Raw genomic sequence first — 19,692 nt, 5'->3', positions numbered from 1 at the left:
GTCGATCTCTCAGCGTTTGGCGCCAGCAAGCGGCAGCCATGAATGAATCTTGAACAGCGCGCCTCGCTCTTCTTCGATGAAGACTGCGAGGCCGGAAATGGAAAGCGGCCGGCCGATGAAATCGGCAAAACGCTTCTCCAGGATCGATTTCATCAGTGCCGAGCGCTCTTCGGGCACCTGGCCGGTCAGGGTCATGTGAAAGCCGAAGTCCTCCATCACGTAAGGATAGCCCCAGCGCATGAGGTTGGAACGTTGGCTTTCCGTCAGTTGTTCAGGCTTTCGCCTTGTAACATCGGCCTCGGAAAGTGCTGCGCGAAACGGCTCGAAGGACTTTACCACGCCTGCCGCGAAATCCTGAAGCGGCGCATGCATAAAGCCAGGAACCAGCGCAAAGAATCGGCCGATCTGCCCGAGGACAAGCTCCGGGATATCGAATGCCGGCGTGCGGTCGGCGAAATCCTCGACGACTGCCATCAGGTCCCTTTCGGTGACCGATGAGGCGAGAGCGAAGGGCGCCTTGATCGTCGCATGAAAGCCGTATCGGCGCGGATCGGCTGTCAGTTCGAACTGTTCTGCGGCAGGCATCCCATCTTCCTCGGGAGCCGGATAAGCTTCGCCCGTAAATGCGTCGCGCCCAAGCCAGATCGAGGCGGCGCCGGTCAGAGGATCGTCCTTTGGCGGCGTGAAATAAAGGGCGTAGCGCAACGTTCTTGTCCTGAAAATATGTTCAAGCAGGGGCCGCAATGTCAGTGATTTGGCCGCGGACCGCAAGCAGGCTCCCGGCTAAAAGATTTCCATGACAGAATGATGATGAGGCTGCCGCCCCATCAACTTTTAATGCGCTTTCGTGCCCATCAGCCGGTGGCGGAGTGCGTTTGATGCGGCATCGAACAAGAAGACGACGATCAGGATCAGGATGACCATATAGGCGACATTTTCCCAGTCCGAATTGGTGCGCATGGCCTCCCAGAGTTTCAGACCGATGCCCCCGGCGCCGACGGCACCAATAACGGTGGCGGAACGGGTATTGGACTCCCAGAAATAGAGCGCCTGAGAAGCAAAAATCGGCATCACCTGCGGTACCACACCATATCGCTGCACCGTAACTGGATGTGCGCCTACCGATTTCACGCCCTCGCGCTGCTTGTCATCGATATTTTCGAGCGCTTCCGAGTAAAGTTTGCCGAGGCTTCCCGTATCGGTGAAGAAGATGGCTGAAATGCCGGCGAGAGGACCAGGTCCGAACGCCCGGGTAAAGAACAGCGCCCAGATCAGCATATCCACCGAGCGCAGAAAGTCGAAGAATCGCTTTGTCAGCTGATTGGCCGGCCGATTGCGGAAAATGTTCCTGGCGGCGATGAAGGACAGTGGGAAGGCGACGAGCATGGCAAACAGCGTGCCGACAAAGGCCATGACAACCGTCTGCAGCAGTTTTGTCCACACGTCGAGATGTTGCCAGGACGGATTGTAGAGGAAGTCGTTCCAGGCGAGCGACAGATTGCTCTGCCGCGGATCGATGTGTTCGCTCGACAGGATCAGAGAGGCCACCTCACCGGCAGACTTGCCGAAGAAAGCTGAATTGGTGTCGAACACGAAGTTCGCCCAGCCCAGGAAGCGCTTGTGGACCCTCACGCGGTCGGAGGAGATCTCCGCCCAACCGGAAAGGCCGAAGTATGCGATCACGCGCCCCCCTGGAGAGCGCTGCTCCGCCCATTCCGGAAGGTTGCCTTGGGCGGTCACCCGTTCCGCGGTTGTATCCAATGTCAGGGTCACGCGTTCGTCGTTGCGTGTCAGGACAACCTCTTTCGGGCGGATCTCCGCTGTTCGTGACGCGCCCATGTGGACCAGCGCTTCGGTGACGACTTCCTCCGTGCGTACGTCGGTTCTGGCCGTCTCTGCGGGAGCGGCCTGCTGCTGCGAGGCGCCGGCCATGAAATTGAAGCTTGAGGATGGAGCGGACGGCGCAGTCGTAGCGGGTGCCGTCGCCGGAGCTTCGATTATGCGGCTAACGATTTCGCGTTTCGCCTCCAACCAATCAGGGTTCGGATTGGGGCCGATGGGATCGAAGCGCGAATACGTGATCCGCATGCTGCCGTCGGGATTGATCTCTATATCGGGACGGATTTCGTAAGAAACCCAGTCGGCCAGATAATTGCCGGCGATACCCCAGTTGGCCTCGCCGAATACTTTTCCGACTGCGAAAAACCACCAGGCATAAAGGACGTAGAGAACGAGGGCGGCCACGATGAGCGCAACCTGAAACCGCCGCCAGACGGAGCGGTTGAAGATTTCCGGATGCCCGGCGGCGATACGTTCCATTTCGGCGGCATTCAGGGAGGGCATGGCGCGGTCCTTATGCAATGGTCTGAAATGCATGGTCGCCCACCAGCTTGCGCCTCAGCCAGGCCGAGAACTGGTCGACAGCGATGACTGTCAGCAGCAGCAATATGATAATCGCCAAGGTCTTAGCCTCGTGTCCGCGGCTGATCGACAGGCGCAACTGCTCACCGATGCCGCCGCCGCCGACGGCACCGATGACGGTGGAGGCTCGGACATTGATTTCGAGGCGCAGCAGGAAATAACTCATGAAGTTCGGCAGCACCTGCGGGACCATGCCGAACCATGCGCGCTCAATCCAGTTGCCTCCCACGGCCTTCAATCCCTCATCGGGCTTCATGTCGGCATTTTCGATGACCTCAAAAAACAGCTTGCCAAGTGCTCCGATCGTGTGGATCGACACCGCGATGACAGCGGGAAGGGGGCCGAGAGAGAGGATTGCAAGGAAGAAGCCGGCGAGAACGACTTCGGGAAAAGCCCTGAGGATTTCCATGAAGCGTCGTGCCATGCCGCGTATCCAGATATTGCGGGTCATGTTTTTCGCGGCGATGAAGGACAGGATGAAGCCGAAAAACAGGCCGATGACAGTAGAGAAGATCGCGATGTTCAGCGTCTCTGCCATCTTGTAGAAATATTCCGGAATATAGAAACTTCCGGTGATGTAGTGCCGGCCGTCCGGATAGTCGTACTGGAGGCTGCCATCATAGTAGGGCGAAGGGAGGTCGAACATGGCGCGCCAGATTTCCATGCCGTCCCGCGGAACGAGATCGCCGACGAAATCGAAAAGGTGCGGCAGCCGATCCAGGAATTTCCCCGAGTTGGTCTCGTTGGCGAACCAGAGGGACCCGCTCAGAGCGAGGATCAGGATTGCGAGGCTGAAAACGGTATAAAGCCGGCGGCGAGCTGCGAGCTCCTGCCAATGGCGTTCGACGAGCGCCCCTGTCTCGCTCAAAAACGGCTGCAGTGTGGTGGACGTCATCCCGTTATCCCATTCCGCGCACGAGGTGGACTCAACATGAAAGCGCCGCCGGCGGAATCCCGTCGGCGGCGCTGTCGTAATCGTGGGCGATCAGCCGCCGATCGTGGCCTTGCGGGCGTCGATGATCGGCTTGTAGAAGTCCGCATTGACTTCGGCGAAGCCCTTGAAGTTACCGCCCTGAATAGCCGAGAAGCATGCAGCGTCGCTCGTCGGCAGGTCCATCATGAACTTCTTGAACTTGGCTTTCATATCGTCGTTCATGGAAGTGCGGACAACGACCGGGCCGTTCGGGATCAGCGGAGACTTCCAGAGTTCGACCAGATCGTCCATGTTGAGGACTCCCTTGTCGACCATCTTGCGAAGATTGCCGGAGGTGTAGCCGTCCTTGAAATCGCCGATGCCGGAGCCGAAGGTCGTGCCGGCATCAAAGGTGCCCTTCAGCACTTCGAGAACGAGGTTCTCATGGCCGCCGCCGAAGCCCGTCGAAGCCACGAGTTCCTTGACGGGCTTGCCGCCGAGGGCTTCCGGCAGGGTGACCGTGGGGATGAGGTAGCCGGAAGTGGAGTCCGGATCGGCGAAGCCGAGCTTCTTGCCCTTGATGTCGGTGACCTTCGTCATGCCCGAATCCTTGCGGGCAACCATGATCGAGTAGTAGCCCATGGAGCCGTCGGTCTGAACCGTGGTCAGGATCGGCTCCACAGCCTTCGAGTTTGCAAGATAGATCTTGGCATAGCCGGATGCACCGAGTTCGGCATAGTCAAGCGTGCCGCCGAGCAAGCCCTGGATGACGCCGTCATAATCGGCGGCCGGGAACAGTGAAACCTTTTCCACGCCGAGAACGGATGGCAGCTTGTCGACCATGCACTGGTAGTTGCGCAGGCGGTCAGCTTCGTTTTCACCGCCGAGAATACCGACGCGGAATTCCTTGAGGTCTTCGGCGGCGGCAGCGCCGGCAAGCGCCAGAAGCGCTGTCGCGGCAAAGAGTGCTTTCTTCAACATGGGTCTCTCCTGATTAACCGGTTCCCCGGTGGTCTTGCTGTTACGAAGAAGTGTGCTCTTGAGGCAGGCAATCGATCACGGCCGTCTCTCTCAGAGGCCTGCCAGGGCAACCGGTTGCAGGCCGGCGGATGCTTGAACCGCGGCTGGCGCGGGAATTTTGATCGAGGTGGACGTCATGGTCTCGTCGATGCCGGCGCCATCCTTGTCGGTGCCGTAGATTTCCTTGACCGCAGCCGCTGTCAGCTCTGAAGGCTTGCCGTCGAAAACGACGCGACCAGCGGCCATGCCGACGATGCGCTCGCAATAATTGCGTGCCGTATCGAGCGTATGCAGGTTGGTGATGACGGTGATGCCCTCGCGCTCGTTGATGTCGCGCAGCGCGTCCATGACGATCTTGGCGTTCAGCGGATCGAGCGAGGCGATCGGCTCGTCGGCGAGCACCATCTTCGGGTTCTGCATAAGGGCGCGCGCGATCGCCACCCGCTGCTGCTGGCCGCCGGAAAGCGTGCCGGCGGTCTGCAGCGCCGTCTGCTCGATGCCGAGGCGTTCCAGGGCCGCAATCGCATGAATGCGCTCGTCGCGGCTAAAGATGTTGAGGAGGCTCAGCATGGTCGGGCGGTGATTGAGGCGGCCGAGCATGACATTGGTCAGAACGTCGAGGCGCGGGACGAGATTGAACTGCTGGAAGATCATCGCGCAATCGCGCTGCCAGTTGCGCAAGGCCTCGCCGCGAAGGGCGGAGACTTCGACGCCGCCGAAACGAATGGATCCGGAAGTCGGCTCCTGCAGCCGGTTGATCATGCGAAGCAGCGTGGATTTCCCGGCACCCGAGCGCCCGATGATGCCGACCATCTGGCCCTGCGGCATGTCGAGCGTGACGGAATCCACGGCCAGCTTTGCACCAAAACGGCGGGTGACATCCTTCAGTTCGAACATCATGCTCTACCTCGCATTCTAAGGGCCTGCGTCAGGAGTGCATTAGTCGGGCTCGATGAACCCCCAATGTCAGTTTTGTGTAAGTGCTGTGACAATCGGCCTTATGAACAGGGCTTTAGCTATTATGCCGGCTAAGGAAATCTTCCGCCGAAAGCGCCCGGAAATCCTCGAGTGCTGAACGCAGCTTCGAATGCTCCCAATCCCACCACGCAAGTCTGTCCATCCGCTCGCCGATTTCCCTGGGGAAACGCTCGCGGATAAGCTTTGCGGGAACGCCGCCGACGATCGTGTAGGGCGCGACGTCCTTTGAGACGACGGCACCTGCGCCGATCACCGCGCCGTTGCCGACGGTGACGCCGGGCAAGATGGTTGCCCCATGGCCGATCCAGACGTCATGGCCGATGGCGACGCGGTTGGAGCGTCGCCATTCGAAGAAATCCGTCTCCATATTCGCATCCGGCCAATAGTCTGCGGCGCGATAGGTGAAGTGATGCAACGTCGCGCGCCATGTCGGATGGTTGGTCGCGTTGATACGGACGGCGGCGGCAATATTCACGAACTTGCCGATCGTCGCGCACCAGATAGAGCCATCCTGCATGATGTAGGAATAATCGCCGAATTCGACTTCGCTGATCCGGCAGCGTTCGGATATCTCCGTATAACGGCCAAGCGTGGCATCGCTGACAAAGGCGGTCTCATGAATATAGGGCGTGTCGCCCAGCTTCCGGCTCATGCGGCAAGCGCCTTTCGCGGCGAAAACTGCTGGACGTCGAGGATGCGGTCGGCCACCGCCTCTCGTACTTCCTCGTCATGGAATATGCCGAGAAGGGCTACGCCCGCCTCTTTCTTCTCTGCGATCATGCAGACGACGACGGCGCGATTTTTTGCGTCGAGAGAAGCGGTCGGCTCATCGAGCAGCAGGACCGTATGCTCGGTGATGAAACCGCGAGCGATGTTGACACGCTGCTGCTCGCCACCCGAGAAAGTCGCAGGCGGCAGCCGCCATAGCGCTTGGGGAAGGTTCAGCCTTTCAAGCAGGGCCGCCGCTTTTTCGCGTGCGGTGGCAGCGGTCTCTCCGCGGGCAAGCAGCGGTTCGGCAACGACATCGATCGCGGCAACACGCGGAACGGTACGAAGGAACTGACTGACATAGCCGAGAGTATGGCGGCGGACATCGATGACAGTGCGCGGGTCCGCAGCGGCGAGATCGACGACACGGCCCATGTGGCTGACGAGGATCTGTCCGGTATCTACGGCATAGTTGCCATAAATCATCTTGAGCAGCGAACTCTTGCCGATGCCCGAAGGACCACCGAGGACGACGCATTCGCCGGCGGCAACGGAGAAGGCGACATCAGAGACGACCGGAAGTTTGATGTTATCGCGCAAATGCATGGTGAAGCACTTCGAAACTTCGGAAACGACGAGGGGCGTTGCCATGGTTGTTGCCTTTCAGACCTGCAGGATCGATGAGACGAGCAATTGCGTGTAGGGCTCGCGCGGGTCGTCGAGCACCCGGTCGGTGAGGCCATGTTCGATGACATAGCCGTCCTTCATCACCATCATACGATGCGAGAGCAGGCGCGCGACGGCGAGATCGTGGGTGACGATGATGGCCGAGAGGCCGAGATCGTTGACGAGCCCGCGAACCAGATCGAGGAGGCGCGCCTGAACCGAGACGTCGAGACCGCCGGTTGGCTCATCCATGAAGACGAGCCGCGGGCTGGTGACGAGATTGCGGGCGATCTGCAGACGCTGGCGCATGCCGCCCGAGAAAGCGCGAGGCTGATCATCGATGCGGCCGGCGTCGATTTCAACACGCTCCAGCCAGTCGATGGCGGTCGAGCGGATTTTGCCATAGTGCCGGTCGCCGATCGCCATCAGCCGTTCGCCGACATTGGCGCCGGCCGACACCGTCATGCGCAAGCCGTCGGCCGGATTCTGGTGCACGAACCCCCAATCAGTGCGCATCAGGAAGCGGCGCTCCGCCTCGCTCATGCGGTAGAGATCGCGATAGTTTCCATCGCGCATGTGATATTCGACGCTGCCTGTCGTCGGCATCAAGCGCGTCGAGATACAGTTAAGTAGCGTCGTCTTTCCGGAACCGGACTCGCCGACGACGGCCAGTACCTCGCCCGGCCAGAGCTCGAAGGAGACATTGCGGCAGCCGACACGATTGCCGTAGAATTTCGAAACGTCGTTGACTTTGAGAAGAGGTGTGTCGCTCATTCCGCAGCCTCCTTCGGCGCAAGCATCTCGCCGGCATGTCCCTGCTCGCGGCGGTCTTCGCAATGGTCGGTATCGGAGCAGACGAACATGCGTCCGCCCTTGTCGTCGAGAATTACCTCGTCGAGATAGACCTCCTGCGCGCCACAAAATGCGCAGGGTTTGCCGAAGCGCTGAATCTCGAACGGATAGTCTTCGAAATCGAGGCTGACGACCTCGGTATAGGGCGGAACCGCATAGATGCGTTTCTCGCGGCCAGCGCCGAAGAGCTGTAGCGCGTCGGACATATGCATTTTCGGATTGTCGAATTTCGGCGTCGGCGACGGGTCCATGACGTAGCGGCCGGCGACCTTCACCGGATAGGCGTAGGTCTTGGAGATGCGGCCGTTGTGCGCGATGTCCTCGTAAAGCTTCACATGCATCAGGCCGTATTCTTCCAGCGCATGCATCTTGCGCGTTTCGGTTTCGCGTGGCTCGAGGAAGCGGAGCGGCTCCGGGATCGGAACCTGGTAGACGAGCACCTGGTTGGCTCCGAGCTTTTCTTCCGGAATCCGGTGGCGTGTCTGGATGATCGTCGCATCTTTGGTGTGGGTGGTCACCGCGACGTTTGCAACCCTCTGGAAGAAAGCACGGATGGACACTGCATTCGTGGTGTCGTCGGCACCCTGGTCTATGACCTTCAGTACATCGTCCGGCCCGATGATCGAGGCCGTTACCTGCACCCCGCCCGTGCCCCAGCCGTAGGGCATGGGCATTTCGCGGGAGGCGAAAGGCACCTGGTACCCGGGAATCGCAATCGCCTTCAGGATCGCGCGGCGAATCATCCGCTTCGTCTGCTCGTCGAGATACGCGAAGTTGTAGGTGGCTAGCTCCGTCATTTGCGGTTACCTTCAAGCAAAAGGGAGGGAACGGCTTGGAATTCGACGCTGAAATGCTCTCGACTGCCGTGCTCTTGGCGGCCATTGCGCTTGCGTTTCTCCACCGCCAGATCTTCGGTTCCGGAAAGGGCAGCAGCTTCGACTTGGACGACGGCGATAGCGGGGATGGCGGCGACTGAAAGCCTTTTGGCGGCGCGCATCATTCTGCCGCCTCCTGCAAGTCCCTGCCGCCGTTTCGAGCAGTCTCGAAGTCGCGGCGCATGCGCCGGACAAGGTCCAGTTCGGCCTGGAAATCCACGTAATGCGGCAATTTCAGATGCTCGACGAAGCCAGTCGCCTGGACATTGTCGGAATGAGAAATGACAAATTCCTCGTCCTGTGCCGGTGCTGTTATGTCTTCCCCGAACTCCTCGGCGCGCAGCGCCCGATCGACCAGCGACATCGACATCGCTTTCCGTTCGCTCTGGCCGAAGACGAGGCCGTAACCGCGCGTGAACTGCGGCGGCGCTTTGGCTGAGCCCTTGAACTGGTTGACCATCTGACATTCGGTCACCTGGATTGTCCCGAGCGATACGGCAAAACCGAGTTCCGGAACGTCGAATTCCACCTCGACGTCACCGATACGGATTTCCCCCGTGAAGGGATGGTTGCGGCCATAGCCTCGCTGCGTGGAATAGCCGAGCGCCAGAAGGAAGCCCTCGTCCCCGCGCGCAAGCGCCTGCAGGCGAAGGTCGCGGCTCATCGGAAATTCCATCGGTTCGCGGGTAAGGTCGCCGATTTCGTGATCCTCCGGCATATCGCCGTCGGCCTCAATCAGCCCCTCCTGGCCAAGGATTTCCGACACGCGCATGACGCGGCCGGTTTCGGCAGGACGTTGCGATGGCTCTTCAACGGCCTCGTCGGAAAGCAGCGAAGGATCGAGCAGTCGGTGCGTGTAGTCGAAGGTGGGGCCGAGAAGCTGGCCCCCAGGCAGATCCTTGTAGGTCGCGGAAACGCGGCGCTCGATCTTCATCGTCGCGGTATCGAGCGGTTTCGAGTATCCGAAGCGTGGCAGCGTCGTGCGATAGGCACGCAGCAGGAAAATCGCCTCGATCATGTCGCCACGCGACTGGCGGACGGCAAGTGCGGCGAGCGTGCGGTCGTAGAGCGAGGCCTCGGCCATGATGCGGTCGACGGCAAGGGCGAGCTGCGCGACGATCTGGTTTATACCGATCGCAGGGAGCGACCGGTCGCCGCGGCGGCGATCGGCAAGCAGGCGGTGGGCATTCTCAATGGCGGCCTCGCCTCCTTTGACGGCAACATACATGGCTCACATCTCCGTTGCGATGATCTTGGTGGTTCGCGGCAGGCAGAGGAAACGGCTGCCTGCCGTCAGCACGAGGTCGATGCCGCGTGGAAAGAGGGCGCGGTTTTCCGTCCAGAGCCGCAGGAAGGTCTCCGGCAGGCCGACAGGCGCAATCTCGGTCACGCTCTGAATGCCGGGGCCAGTTAGCGCCAGCCGGCGGCCACCTTCGAGTCCTGCAAGTTCGATGATCAGCGTCGTCGAGCGATCGGGATATTCCTGTGTACCTAAGGCAAAGAGTCCTAACGAGGAAAGCGTCACGCCGTGCTCAATAAAGGCAAAGCGGGCTTCAGCCCTTTCCGGCACCACGGGCGCGCTGGTGTGAAAGCCGAGCCAATCGGGCATCGCGGATTTCGCGAGCCCGGAAGACAGCCAGACCGGCGTATCGTGATCGCACAGCGTCAGCGCAATCGCGCCTGCGGCTGTACCAAGCGGCGCAGGTGGCGCGACTTCGGGTGCAATGGTCTGGATTGTGCCGGGCCGCGCCATACTATCCATCATAGACTTGAAGACGCTTTGGGACTGGAAGACCGGTTCGGGAAAGCCACCGGTCAGGGCTTCGATCTTGAGGCTCATCAGTCGTCTCCGCGCACCATGGTGAAGAAATCGACCCGCGTCGCCGCCGTTTCGTCTGCCTTGCGGCGATCGGTCTCAGCAATTCGCGCCGCGATCGGCAAAAGCAGTCTCTCCTCGATGAAGCCCTTCGTCGCGTCGTCCTGCCAGAGCGCGTCGAAAATCGCGGCAAGCCGTGCCTTTTCGCGGTCGGTGCCGAGCGCCTGCGCATGACCAACGGCGCCCGAACCAAGCCGTATCGTTGCGCGCGTGACAGTGACTTCGCCGAGATTGAAGGGCGCGCCGCCGCCGCCGATGCGGCCACGCACCATCACGAGGCCGGTTTCCGGCCCGCGCACAGGCTGAACCACCGGCTTTTCTGCGAGAGCTTCAAAAGCCTCGACAAGCTCGTGTCGTTCAGCCCGCGCGAGCAGGCCGGCAGCGCGCTTGCGCTCGCCGTTCGCCGCCGCATTGTTCTCCGCTAAGGTCATCACCGCATCCTTAAATGTCTATTGATATAGACAACTATACAAGATATGATTACGCTTAAATCGCCGACGTGACAAGCGTGTGACATCAAGGGGTCAGATGGCAGAACAAGTGCAACGACAGACGGGCGTGGCGCTCTGGCGCCAAATCTCGGACCGTATTCGCGACGCAATCAATACCGGGGCCTACGACGAGACCGGCATGGTGCCGCCGGAAACGGTTCTGGCGCTGCAATTCGGCGTTAATCGTCATACGGTCAGAAGCGCGCTTGCCGCCCTGGCTCAGGAAGGCATCGTGCGCGCGGTGCAGGGCCGCGGTACCCTGATCGAGCGGAAGGAACGGCTGAATTTTCCGATCACCCGTCGCACGCGCTTCACCGCCGGTATCGGTGCCCAGGCGCGCGAGATGCGCGGGCTATTGCTCGACCATACCGAGGAGAGAGCCGATGCGGAAGTTGCACGCTGGCTGAGACTTAGACCCGGGGCTGCCGTGATCCGCCTCGAGACATTGCGTATGGCCGACAAACGGCCGGTGTCTTGCGCGACGACATGGTTTCCGGCGGACCGGTTTGCCGGCATCGACGAAGCTTATCGCAAGACGGAATCGATCACCAAGGCCTTCGCCGAACTTGGCTTGCCGGATTACGTCCGCGCAACGACAGAGATCACGGCCGCTCATGCTGATTCACGCGACATCACGACCCTGGAATTGACGCCGGGTGCCATCCTGCTCATCACCAAGGCAATGAATACGGATATTGAGGGCGTGCCGGTGCAATACTCGATCAGCCGCTTTGCAGCGGATAGGGTGCAGTTCACGATAGAGAATTGAAAAAGCCGGGCAGCGAGCCCGGCTTCTGAGCGGAGATGCCGTAGGCTTAATGCGCGCCGGACATATCGCCGAGCACTTCCTTGGAAGCGACGGTGGAGTCGACATTGAGCTTGTAGACCATCGGGACGCCGGTTGCCAGGTTGAGCGCCAGGATTTGCTCCTTGGTCAGGCGGTCAAGCACCATGACCAGCGAACGCAGCGAGTTACCATGGGCAGCGACGAGCACTTTTTCACCGCGCAGCACGCGCGGCAGAATCTCGGTGAGATAGTAAGGCCAGACGCGCGCGCCGGTGTCGCGCAGGCTTTCACCACTAGGAGGCGGGACGTCGTAGGAACGCCGCCAAATGTGAACCTGCTCCTCGCCCCATTTGGCGCGGGCATCGTCCTTGTTGAGGCCCGAGAGGTCGCCGTAATCGCGCTCGTTCAGAGCCTGATCTTGGATCGTCTTGAGGTCCGGCTGGCCGATTTTGTCGAGAATGAGCGTCAGCGTGTGTTGCGCGCGTACGAGCGCAGACGTAAAGGCGACATCGAATTTTATACCGTAGTCGGCAAGCGCCTGACCGCCCGTCTTGGCTTCTTCGATGCCGAGTTCCGTGAGATCCGGATCCTTCCAGCCGGTGAAGAGATTTTTCAGGTTCCATTCGCTCTGGCCGTGGCGAACGAGGACGAGGGTGCCGCTCATGAAATATGCCTCCGTAATGAGATCAATGTGAGGAGAGCCCGAGCACGTCGAGCATGGAATAAAAGCCGGGCTTCTTGTCGCGGGCCCAAAGCGCCGCTTTGATGGCGCCACGCGCGAAGATCGAGCGATCGGCGGCGCTGTGCGACATCGACACGATCTCGCCTTCGCCGGCGAAGAGCACGGAGTGCTCGCCGATCACCGAACCGCCGCGCAGCGTCGCAAAGCCGATTGTACCCGTTTCGCGCGCCCCAGTATGGCCGTCGCGGACGCGGACGGATTGCGATGACAGGTCGATGTTGCGGCCTTTGGCAGCAGCTTCTCCCAGAAGCAGAGCGGTGCCCGACGGCGCATCAACCTTGCGTTTGTGGTGCATTTCGAGGATTTCGATATCCCAATCGGCAGCATCGAGCGCTCGTGCGGCCTGCTCTACGAAAACGCTGAGAAGGTTCACGCCAAGGCTCATATTGCCGGACTTTACGATACGCGCATGACGCGATGCTGCCGCAATCTTGGCATTATCCGCATCCGAACACCCAGTGGTGCCGATGACATGGACGATGCGCGCCTGAGCGGCGAGTGCGGCAAACTCGTTTGTCGTCCCGGGCGTTGTAAAATCCAGGACGCCATCGGCGTGAAGAAAGGCCGCGAGGGGGTCGTCCCCAATGGTGACGCCATTTGGTCCAAGGCCTGCGATTTCGCCTGCATCCTTGCCGACGAACGGCGAGCCGGGCCGGGCGACGGCCGCATGCAGCGTGACATCCTCCATGGAATGAATAAGTCGGATCAGCGTCTGTCCCATGCGGCCCGCTGCCCCAACCACCACCAGCTTCATCGCAGCGTCGCTCATGTCAGCTCACAATCCGTATCAAAGAGAATCCGAGGCGGCAGGCCGCTGAAGATTGTTGAGGCGAGCGTAAAGTCCGTCGTTGAGCTTCGCAAGCGTCTCGTGATTGCCTTCCTCGACGACACGGCCCTGCTGCATCACGACGATCTTGTCGGCGCGCACGACCGTCGAGAGCCGGTGGGCGATGACGACGACGGTGCGACCGGTCATCGCTTCATCGAGCGCTTTTTGTACGGCCGCTTCGGATTCCGTATCGAGTGCCGATGTAGCCTCGTCGAGAAGCAGGATCGGCGCTTTGCGGACGAGCGCCCGGGCGATTGACAGACGCTGGCGCTGGCCGCCGGAAAGCGTCACGCCATTTTCACCGACAGGCGTATCGTAGCTGTTGGGTTGCGCGAGAATGAATTCGTGGGCGTAGGCAAGCCGGGCGGCCTCTTCCACTTCGGCATCCGTCGCTTCCGGGCGCCCATAGCGGATGTTTTCGCGAATCGTGCCTTCGAATAGATACGGCTGCTGCGACACATAGGCGAGTTGCTGGCGAAGCGACTGTTTGGTGACGTGCGCAATGTCCTGGCCATCGATGAAAATCTCTCCGCTCTTCGGATCGAAGAAGCGCGGAATGAGATTGATGACCGTCGACTTTCCGGCGCCGGATGGACCCACAAGCGCCGTCGTCTTGCCGCCTTCTGCAACAAACTTTACGGCGTTGAGGATCGGATCTGTACCGTAAGCGAACGATACATCGCGGAATTCGATGCGGGCATCTGTGACATTTAGCGGTTTCGCATCCGGAAGATCACGCTGACGCGGCTCCATGTCGAGCAATTCGTAGATCATGCGGGCGTTGACGACGGCTCGCTCCAGCTGGACCTGCAGTCTTGCAAGGCGGCGGGCAGGGTCGTAAGCGAGCAACAGTGCTGTTACGAAGGAAAAGAACGCCCCCGGCGGCACGTTGTGATAGATCGACCGGTAGGCGGCATAGGCAAGGATGCTCGCAACGGCAAAACCGGCGAAGGTTTCCGTCATCGGCGCATTCCGCTCAGACAGGCGGGCGATGCGGTTTGCGCGGCCTTCTGCCGCAGCGACGAGCTTGTTGAGCTTGCGCTCCAGTTCGCCTTCCATGGTGAAGGCTTTAACGATGGCGATCCCCTGGATCGTCTCCTGCATCGCACCCAGAACATGGCTGTTCAGATAAATCGCCTCCTTGGTCGCCTGACGTAGGCGCTTGGACAGATATCGCAAGCCATAGAGGAGCGGCGGAGCTAGAATGAAGACTGCAAGGCTTAGCAACGGATCCTGAAAAACCATCACGCCGATCAATGCGATGAAGGTGAGCAGGTCACGCGCAGTCGATGTGATCGTCAGGTTCATGACATCGCGGATGCCGCCGACATTCTGGCTGACTTGCGCCGCAATATGCGCCGAACGGGCTTGGTTGTAGAAGCCGACGGACAGGGTCATGAGATGAGCATAAAGGCGCCGCTGATAGCGTGCCACGATGTTGTTTCCGATCCTGGACAGCGCCACCGCCTGGCCGTAGCTCGCAAAACCGCGCAGCACGAATGCGATGAAGATCGAAAGACAAATGATCCACACCATATCCGCACGGCGATTGGCAAAGGCCTCGTCAATGATCACCTTCATGATCCACGCAGTGAACGCCGTCGAAAGGGCCACAACGATCAGACAGCTGATCGCAAAAGCATATCCACCGATATGATCACGGCCGTTTTCTGCGATAATGCGCTTCAAGATGCCGGTGACGGTATCGCTGCTGACGGTGCTCTTTTTGCTCGCGGACGAATCCAAAAATTGTGCTTCCTGTCTCGGATAACGCGCACGGCATCAGCCGCGCGCTTGGGGCGGCTCTATAAAGAGTTGGCGCGCCTTTGGCTAGACTGGCATTAACCGCGCCAGCGGCGGCCCTTGGTCGAGACACCGAAACTTGCCGGCCGGCGGGCGTAGAACGAAAGGCCTGCAAGAGCCGCCAGCGGGTGGGTCACGACATAGGTCGGAATCGCCTTCAGCCAGTGAGAGTGCGGCGCCTTGTCCTCGAAAGCGGCTCGGAACTCCGGCTGCCTCAATGCCGGCAATATCTTCTGCGAGATGCCGCCGGAAAGATAGACGCCGCCTTTGGCCATGAAGATCATCGCCATATCGCCTGCGACACGGCCGAGGTAGGTTGAAAAAAGGAAGATGGTCTCCACGGCAGTCGTATCGGTTCCGGCAAGCGCGTGAGAAGTGATGTCGGCCGGATCGCGATATTTGGGCTCGATGCCATCCGCCTTGCAGATCGCGCGGTAGAGATTGACAATGCCGCGTCCGCAAAGGATCTGCTCCGCCGAAACACGGCCCTCGATCGTCTCTATATATGGGAAGATCTCCAGGTCTCGCTTGCTGCGTGGTCCGAGATCGACATGGCCGCCTTCGCCCGGCACGGGAATCCATGAACCTTGCGCTCGGACGAGCCCGCCAACGCCGAGGCCGGTTCCGGGTCCGAGCACGACGCGGGAAGCGACGATCTCTCCGGATGCAGCACCAATGCACTCGCGCTCGCCGTCACCGAGCGCGGAAATCGCCAGTGCCTGTGCCTCGAAGTCATTGACGACAATCACGTCCTCGATGCCGAGACCTTCGATCATCGTATGAGGACGGACGACCCAGTCGCAATTGGTCAGCGGAATTTCATCGCCATTGATCGGGCCGGCAACGGCGAGAATAGCCGCGCGCGGGCGCATCTCCGTCTTTGCAAAGACGCCCTTTAGGATCGCTTCGTCGATGGTTTCGAAATCGGCTGTGCGAACGTTCGCGAAATTGACGGCCTCGGCCGAAGCGTCCGCAAGAATGGAGAAGCGCGCATTCGTTCCGCCGATATCGCCGATCAGGATCGGAAAAGGCAGGGCATCGCTGGTGTTGGGCATGGACATAGCCGGTTCCGTGTCTAGGCGTTCAGAGTCGGGATGAGTTTTTCGGCAGTCGCTTCGTTTAGCGCCATTGGAATATCGTAAACGATCGCAAGCCGCATCAATGCCTTCACGTCGACATCATGCGGCATCGGCGTCAATGGATCGACAAAAAAGATGAGTGCGCCGACTTCACCGGTTGAAATCAATGCGCCGATCTGCTGGTCGCCGCCGAGCGGCCCGCTTTTCAGACGGGTGACATCGAGATCGGGGACCGCATCGAGGACGCGGCCGCCGGTTGTTCCGGTCGCCACGATCTTCCATTTGGACAGCTGGTTCCTGTTGCGGCGGGCGAATTCCGCCATCTCGTTCTTCTTCTGGTCATGCGCAATCAATGCAAGGCATTTGCCGCCGGCCATGAAAAAGAACCTCCATCCCATAGATTCAATCGATTTGGCCGCTTCTATACCAAGCCCACGATTAGAAAAACAAGCATTTCCACTATCATTGCACCAGGGGCTTGTCGGTGGGAACCGGGCCGACGGCAGGAAGCAGGTCTCCGGCCGCCGCAGGTGTTGCTGGTGCCGCGGTCAGGGCAGTTGCGGTCGAGCCGCCATCAGTCGATGCCGTCATCGATGCGGCGGCCGGTGCATCCAGAACGGCGGCGCATACCTTCGGAAGATCGGCTACCATGATTTCGCGCGGGGGTTTAGGCGGCCGGGCATCGGGCTTCGGCGGCGCCCACGGCTCCTTGGTGAACCACCAGGCCAGCGACTTTCCGCAGCCATCGCCGTCCGTGATTGGCGCCTGCGGCTTGCAGTCCGCAGCGCCTGGCGGGCATTTCATCCGGATGTGAAAATGCGAGTCGTGGCCGTATATCGGGCGCAGCTTGCCGAGGTTCGTGCGGTCGCCCCTCCAGGTATCGCACATCTTTTTCTTGATTGCAGGATTGACGAAAATGCGTTCCACCTGAGAGTAGCTTGCCGCAAGCATCAGCAATTCGGCGTGGGATTGCGTCCAGACCCTGGGATTAATCGTCAGGAACTTCTCCTTCTGCAGCATCGTGGTGAAGGGAAGGTCTTCGCGCTCCTCTGCCGTCATCCGGCGTGTGGGCATCGGCATCAGCCATATGTCGGCATCAAGGCCGACCTGATGCGAGGTGTGGCCATTGAACATCGGTCCGCCCCGAGGTTGCGATATATCGCCGACGAGCAGCCCCGGCCAGCCGATCTGCTGCCTTGCATCGCGGGACAATTGCTCAAGCAGCGCAATCATGGCCGGATTGCCCCAGCGGCGATTGCGCGAAAGGCGCATCGCCTGCCAAGTCGGACCATCCACGGGCAAGGCAACGCCGCCCAGCATGCACCCTTTCGAATAGAAACCGATCGGTCGAGCCGGTCCCTTCGCCGGTAGGGAAGCCGAACCGAAGAGTGCCTTGGCGCTGCCGGGGCTCGGCTGCTTCTGCTGCGCTTTCGCGTCGCCCGCAATCAGGCTTGCACCAATAATACCCGCCAACGCGAGTCTGCCGATTGTCTGGAAAGACGGAGCGAGGCGGAATGTCATGCGGTATCCTGAATGTCTGCCAGAGTGATTTGCATCGAGTCTACCGTGAAAAGCAATTTTGGTGAATCGATGTTCTGGCAGCAGGGATGACGTTTGTGCAGTAGCGGCCGGAGGAAGCCATGTCCTGGCGGCTCGCACACGATCAAAATGTTGCGAGATGGCCGAAAACGTCACACTCTCCTGTTTTTTGCCTGTATTTCCCGTATTCTTGAAGAAAGCTAAAATAATATGAGGTTTCGTGAATGGCGGTTGCATGGTCGAAAAGAAGTATGTTCGCTGTTGCTCTGGTTGCCTTGATCTTCTCGCCTCCGGGAGCCTCGGCGCAGGAGCAGAACTTCAGGATCGGCACGTCGACCATAGGCGAGCTCAAATACCAGCCCGGCTTCAAGCATTTTGACTACGTTAACCCGGACGCGCCGAAGGGCGGGAATCTGCGGCTTTCGACATCTGGCACCTTTGACACCTTCAATCCGCTGCTCGCGAAGGGTGAGGTTGCGACCGGGCTGACGTTGACCTTCGAAACCCTGCTGAAATCCGCCGACGACGAGGTGCTTGCCTCATATGGCCTTCTGGCGGAGGGCGTTTCTTATCCCGACGACGTGTCGAACGCGACATTCCGGCTTCGCCCGGAGGCGAAGTGGGCGGATGGGCGACCGGTGACGCCTGAGGACGTCATCTTCAGCTTCGACAAGACAAAAGAACATAATCCGCTTCAGGCCAATTATTATCAGCATGTCGTCAAGGCAGAGAAGGTCGGTGATCGCGACGTAAAATTCACCTTCGATGAAAAACACAACAAGGAATTGCCTAATATTCTCGGCCAGCTCGTTGTAGTCCCCAAACATTGGTGGGAGGGCACCGGCCCGGACGGCAAGCCCCGGGATATTTCGAAGACAACGCTTGAGCCGGTGATGGGGTCGGGACCATACAAGATCGCTGCCTTTTCCGCAGGCTCGACCATCCGCTATGATCTGCGAGACGATTATTGGGGGGAGAACCTCAATGTGAATGTCGGCCAGAACAACTTTCGTTCGGTCACATATACCTATTTCGGCGACCGTGACGTTGAATTCGAGGCTTTCCGCTCCGGCAACATCGATTTCTGGCAGGAAACGCAAGCAAACCGCTGGGCGACCGGATACGACTTTCCGGCCGTGAAGGAAGGACGCGTCAAGAAGGAGGAAGTCGCCAACCCGCTGCGTGCTACCGGCATCCTGCAGGCTCTGGTGCCCAACATGCGGCGTGACCTCTTCAAGGACGAGAAGGTACGCGAGGCTTTAAATTACGGGTTCGATTTCGAGGGGCTGAACCGCACGGTCGCTTTCAACAGCTACAAGCGCATCGACAGCTATTTCTGGAATACGGAACTGGCCTCTTCCGGCCTGCCGCAGGGCCGGGAACTGGAGATTCTCCAAGGCTTGAAGGACAAGGTGCCGCCGGAAATCTTCACGACACCCTACAGCAATCCGGTTACCGGCGATCCACAGAAGAGCCGCGACAACCTGCGCAAAGCAATCGCCTTATTCAAGGAGGCTGGCTGGGTCCTCAAGGGCAATCGCATGGTCAATGCCAAAACCAGTCAGCCTATGAGTTTCGAGATCCTGCTGTCCAGCCCGATGCTGGAGCGCTGGGTCGTGCCTTATGTCAACAATCTCAAAAAGATCGGCGTGGACGCGCGGGTGCGGACCGTCGATGCCTCGCAATATACCAATCGGGTGCGTAGTTTCGACTACGACATGATCTGGAACGTCTGGGCCGAGACGATGAATCCTGGCAACGAGCAAGCCGACTACTGGGGATCAGGCTCGGTTAACCAACAAGGCTCCCGCAATTATGCCGGTATTGCCAATCCAGCAGTCGACGCGCTTGTTCGAATGATCATCTTTGCGCCGAACCGCGACGAACAGGTGGCGGCGATCAAAGCCATGGACCGTGTGCTGCTTGCCAACCACTATGTCATCCCGCTCTTCTATCGTGACGCCTATATGATTGCCCATTGGAACACGATCACGCGGCCCGCCGAGCTGCCGACTTACGCCCTCGGCTTCCCGGACGTTTGGTGGTCGAAGGAGGCGAAATAGCGGGCTTGCATTGGCACTGCGGCTGGGGTCCAAATGGACCACCCGAATCA

The 19,692-nt window shown here is 59.8% G+C and carries 21 protein-coding genes; 2 read left to right on the top strand and 19 right to left on the bottom strand.

The window, feature by feature from the left end; all coding sequences use genetic code 11:
* Window positions 1-9 precede the first annotated feature (9 nt).
* The 13 genes from ACZ9BX_RS14965 to phnG form a co-directional block, all read right to left on the bottom strand.
* Window positions 10-705, bottom strand: coding sequence for a DUF1045 domain-containing protein (locus ACZ9BX_RS14965; RefSeq protein WP_476218707.1), 696 nt, complete (start codon window positions 703-705; stop codon window positions 10-12).
* A gap of 129 nt (window positions 706-834) precedes the next feature.
* On the bottom strand, window positions 835-2,343 hold the full coding sequence (gene phnE / locus ACZ9BX_RS14960; RefSeq protein WP_476218706.1) for a phosphonate ABC transporter, permease protein PhnE: 1,509 nt from the start codon (window positions 2,341-2,343) through the stop codon (window positions 835-837).
* Window positions 2,344-2,353: 10 nt separating this feature from the next.
* Window positions 2,354-3,316, bottom strand: a complete 963-nt coding sequence (gene phnE, locus ACZ9BX_RS14955; protein ID WP_476218705.1) for a phosphonate ABC transporter, permease protein PhnE — start codon at window positions 3,314-3,316, stop codon at window positions 2,354-2,356.
* 90 nt (window positions 3,317-3,406) lie between these two features.
* Window positions 3,407-4,315 carry a phosphonate ABC transporter substrate-binding protein gene (gene phnD / locus ACZ9BX_RS14950; RefSeq protein WP_476218704.1) on the bottom strand — a complete coding sequence of 303 codons (909 nt, stop codon included), beginning with the start codon at window positions 4,313-4,315 and terminating at the stop codon, window positions 3,407-3,409.
* Window positions 4,316-4,405: 90 nt separating this feature from the next.
* A complete protein-coding gene (phnC, locus tag ACZ9BX_RS14945; protein ID WP_037142168.1) occupies window positions 4,406-5,251 on the bottom strand; it encodes a phosphonate ABC transporter ATP-binding protein in 846 nt (281 codons plus the stop codon).
* A 115-nt stretch (window positions 5,252-5,366) separates the two neighbouring features.
* Window positions 5,367-5,984: a DapH/DapD/GlmU-related protein gene (locus tag ACZ9BX_RS14940; protein ID WP_476218703.1), complete on the bottom strand. Its 618-nt coding sequence runs from the start codon at window positions 5,982-5,984 to the stop codon at window positions 5,367-5,369.
* A complete protein-coding gene (gene phnL, locus ACZ9BX_RS14935; protein ID WP_476218702.1) occupies window positions 5,981-6,691 on the bottom strand; it encodes a phosphonate C-P lyase system protein PhnL in 711 nt (236 codons plus the stop codon). Before phnL ends, ACZ9BX_RS14940 begins: the two co-directional genes overlap by 4 nt.
* A gap of 12 nt (window positions 6,692-6,703) precedes the next feature.
* A complete protein-coding gene (gene phnK / locus ACZ9BX_RS14930; RefSeq protein ID WP_476218701.1) occupies window positions 6,704-7,480 on the bottom strand; it encodes a phosphonate C-P lyase system protein PhnK in 777 nt (258 codons plus the stop codon).
* A complete protein-coding gene (locus ACZ9BX_RS14925) occupies window positions 7,477-8,355 on the bottom strand; it encodes an alpha-D-ribose 1-methylphosphonate 5-phosphate C-P-lyase PhnJ (RefSeq protein ID WP_476218700.1) in 879 nt (292 codons plus the stop codon). Before ACZ9BX_RS14925 ends, phnK begins: the two co-directional genes overlap by 4 nt.
* On the bottom strand, window positions 8,352-8,558 hold the full coding sequence (locus ACZ9BX_RS14920) for a hypothetical protein (protein ID WP_476218699.1): 207 nt from the start codon (window positions 8,556-8,558) through the stop codon (window positions 8,352-8,354). Before ACZ9BX_RS14920 ends, ACZ9BX_RS14925 begins: the two co-directional genes overlap by 4 nt.
* Complete coding sequence (locus ACZ9BX_RS14915; protein WP_476218698.1) at window positions 8,555-9,661, bottom strand: carbon-phosphorus lyase complex subunit; 1,107 nt, start codon at window positions 9,659-9,661, stop codon at window positions 8,555-8,557. The genes ACZ9BX_RS14920 and ACZ9BX_RS14915 overlap by 4 nt, the downstream gene beginning before the upstream one ends.
* A gap of 3 nt (window positions 9,662-9,664) precedes the next feature.
* Entirely contained in the window at window positions 9,665-10,273 is a 609-nt protein-coding gene (gene phnH, locus ACZ9BX_RS14910; RefSeq protein WP_476218697.1) for a phosphonate C-P lyase system protein PhnH, read from the bottom strand.
* Window positions 10,273-10,740, bottom strand: coding sequence for a phosphonate C-P lyase system protein PhnG (gene phnG / locus ACZ9BX_RS14905; protein ID WP_476218696.1), 468 nt, complete (start codon window positions 10,738-10,740; stop codon window positions 10,273-10,275). Before phnG ends, phnH begins: the two co-directional genes overlap by 1 nt.
* A gap of 97 nt (window positions 10,741-10,837) precedes the next feature.
* On the opposite strand from phnG, the gene phnF reads away from it, so the two are divergent.
* Complete coding sequence (phnF, locus tag ACZ9BX_RS14900) at window positions 10,838-11,569, top strand: phosphonate metabolism transcriptional regulator PhnF (RefSeq protein WP_476218695.1); 732 nt, start codon at window positions 10,838-10,840, stop codon at window positions 11,567-11,569.
* Window positions 11,570-11,615: 46 nt separating this feature from the next.
* Here the strand turns inward: phnF and ACZ9BX_RS14895 are convergent, their stop codons facing one another.
* The 6 genes from ACZ9BX_RS14895 to mepA all read right to left on the bottom strand — a co-directional run bounded on the left by ACZ9BX_RS14895 (window position 11,616) and on the right by mepA (window position 17,561).
* Complete coding sequence (locus tag ACZ9BX_RS14895; RefSeq protein WP_132560887.1) at window positions 11,616-12,251, bottom strand: 2,3-bisphosphoglycerate-dependent phosphoglycerate mutase; 636 nt, start codon at window positions 12,249-12,251, stop codon at window positions 11,616-11,618.
* Window positions 12,252-12,273: 22 nt separating this feature from the next.
* Entirely contained in the window at window positions 12,274-13,098 is an 825-nt protein-coding gene (gene dapB, locus ACZ9BX_RS14890) for a 4-hydroxy-tetrahydrodipicolinate reductase (protein ID WP_476218694.1), read from the bottom strand.
* 18 nt (window positions 13,099-13,116) lie between these two features.
* Complete coding sequence (locus tag ACZ9BX_RS14885) at window positions 13,117-14,904, bottom strand: ABC transporter ATP-binding protein (protein WP_476218693.1); 1,788 nt, start codon at window positions 14,902-14,904, stop codon at window positions 13,117-13,119.
* Window positions 14,905-14,999: 95 nt separating this feature from the next.
* Entirely contained in the window at window positions 15,000-16,016 is a 1,017-nt protein-coding gene (locus ACZ9BX_RS14880) for a glucokinase (protein ID WP_476220024.1), read from the bottom strand.
* A 20-nt stretch (window positions 16,017-16,036) separates the two neighbouring features.
* Window positions 16,037-16,417 carry a methylglyoxal synthase gene (locus tag ACZ9BX_RS14875; protein WP_027510503.1) on the bottom strand — a complete coding sequence of 127 codons (381 nt, stop codon included), beginning with the start codon at window positions 16,415-16,417 and terminating at the stop codon, window positions 16,037-16,039.
* Window positions 16,418-16,502: 85 nt separating this feature from the next.
* On the bottom strand, window positions 16,503-17,561 hold the full coding sequence (mepA, locus tag ACZ9BX_RS14870) for a penicillin-insensitive murein endopeptidase (RefSeq protein WP_476218692.1): 1,059 nt from the start codon (window positions 17,559-17,561) through the stop codon (window positions 16,503-16,505).
* 242 nt (window positions 17,562-17,803) lie between these two features.
* On the opposite strand from mepA, the gene ACZ9BX_RS14865 reads away from it, so the two are divergent.
* Complete coding sequence (locus ACZ9BX_RS14865) at window positions 17,804-19,642, top strand: extracellular solute-binding protein (protein ID WP_476218691.1); 1,839 nt, start codon at window positions 17,804-17,806, stop codon at window positions 19,640-19,642.
* Window positions 19,643-19,692: the final 50 nt, after the last annotated feature.

This window comes from Rhizobium sp. USDA 3886 (assembly GCF_056279785.1).
Note: the sequence above shows the minus strand (reverse complement) of the source record. Positions and strands in the feature narration are given on the sequence as shown.

Coding starts and splice junctions, on each gene's coding strand:
- phnE (WP_476218706.1), bottom strand. CDS start 2,343: ATGCCCTCCCTGAATGCCGCCGAAATGGAACGTATCGCCGCCGGGCAT.
- phnE (WP_476218705.1), bottom strand. CDS start 3,316: ATGACGTCCACCACACTGCAGCCGTTTTTGAGCGAGACAGGGGCGCTC.
- phnD (WP_476218704.1), bottom strand. CDS start 4,315: ATGTTGAAGAAAGCACTCTTTGCCGCGACAGCGCTTCTGGCGCTTGCC.
- phnC (WP_037142168.1), bottom strand. CDS start 5,251: ATGTTCGAACTGAAGGATGTCACCCGCCGTTTTGGTGCAAAGCTGGCC.
- ACZ9BX_RS14940 (WP_476218703.1), bottom strand. CDS start 5,984: ATGAGCCGGAAGCTGGGCGACACGCCCTATATTCATGAGACCGCCTTT.
- phnL (WP_476218702.1), bottom strand. CDS start 6,691: ATGGCAACGCCCCTCGTCGTTTCCGAAGTTTCGAAGTGCTTCACCATG.
- phnK (WP_476218701.1), bottom strand. CDS start 7,480: ATGAGCGACACACCTCTTCTCAAAGTCAACGACGTTTCGAAATTCTAC.
- ACZ9BX_RS14925 (WP_476218700.1), bottom strand. CDS start 8,355: ATGACGGAGCTAGCCACCTACAACTTCGCGTATCTCGACGAGCAGACG.
- ACZ9BX_RS14920 (WP_476218699.1), bottom strand. CDS start 8,558: ATGATGCGCGCCGCCAAAAGGCTTTCAGTCGCCGCCATCCCCGCTATC.
- ACZ9BX_RS14915 (WP_476218698.1), bottom strand. CDS start 9,661: ATGTATGTTGCCGTCAAAGGAGGCGAGGCCGCCATTGAGAATGCCCAC.
- phnH (WP_476218697.1), bottom strand. CDS start 10,273: ATGAGCCTCAAGATCGAAGCCCTGACCGGTGGCTTTCCCGAACCGGTC.
- phnG (WP_476218696.1), bottom strand. CDS start 10,740: ATGACCTTAGCGGAGAACAATGCGGCGGCGAACGGCGAGCGCAAGCGC.
- phnF (WP_476218695.1), top strand. CDS start 10,838: ATGGCAGAACAAGTGCAACGACAGACGGGCGTGGCGCTCTGGCGCCAA.
- ACZ9BX_RS14895 (WP_132560887.1), bottom strand. CDS start 12,251: ATGAGCGGCACCCTCGTCCTCGTTCGCCACGGCCAGAGCGAATGGAAC.
- dapB (WP_476218694.1), bottom strand. CDS start 13,098: ATGAGCGACGCTGCGATGAAGCTGGTGGTGGTTGGGGCAGCGGGCCGC.
- ACZ9BX_RS14880 (WP_476220024.1), bottom strand. CDS start 16,016: ATGCCCAACACCAGCGATGCCCTGCCTTTTCCGATCCTGATCGGCGAT.
- ACZ9BX_RS14875 (WP_027510503.1), bottom strand. CDS start 16,417: ATGGCCGGCGGCAAATGCCTTGCATTGATTGCGCATGACCAGAAGAAG.
- mepA (WP_476218692.1), bottom strand. CDS start 17,561: ATGACATTCCGCCTCGCTCCGTCTTTCCAGACAATCGGCAGACTCGCG.
- ACZ9BX_RS14865 (WP_476218691.1), top strand. CDS start 17,804: ATGGCGGTTGCATGGTCGAAAAGAAGTATGTTCGCTGTTGCTCTGGTT.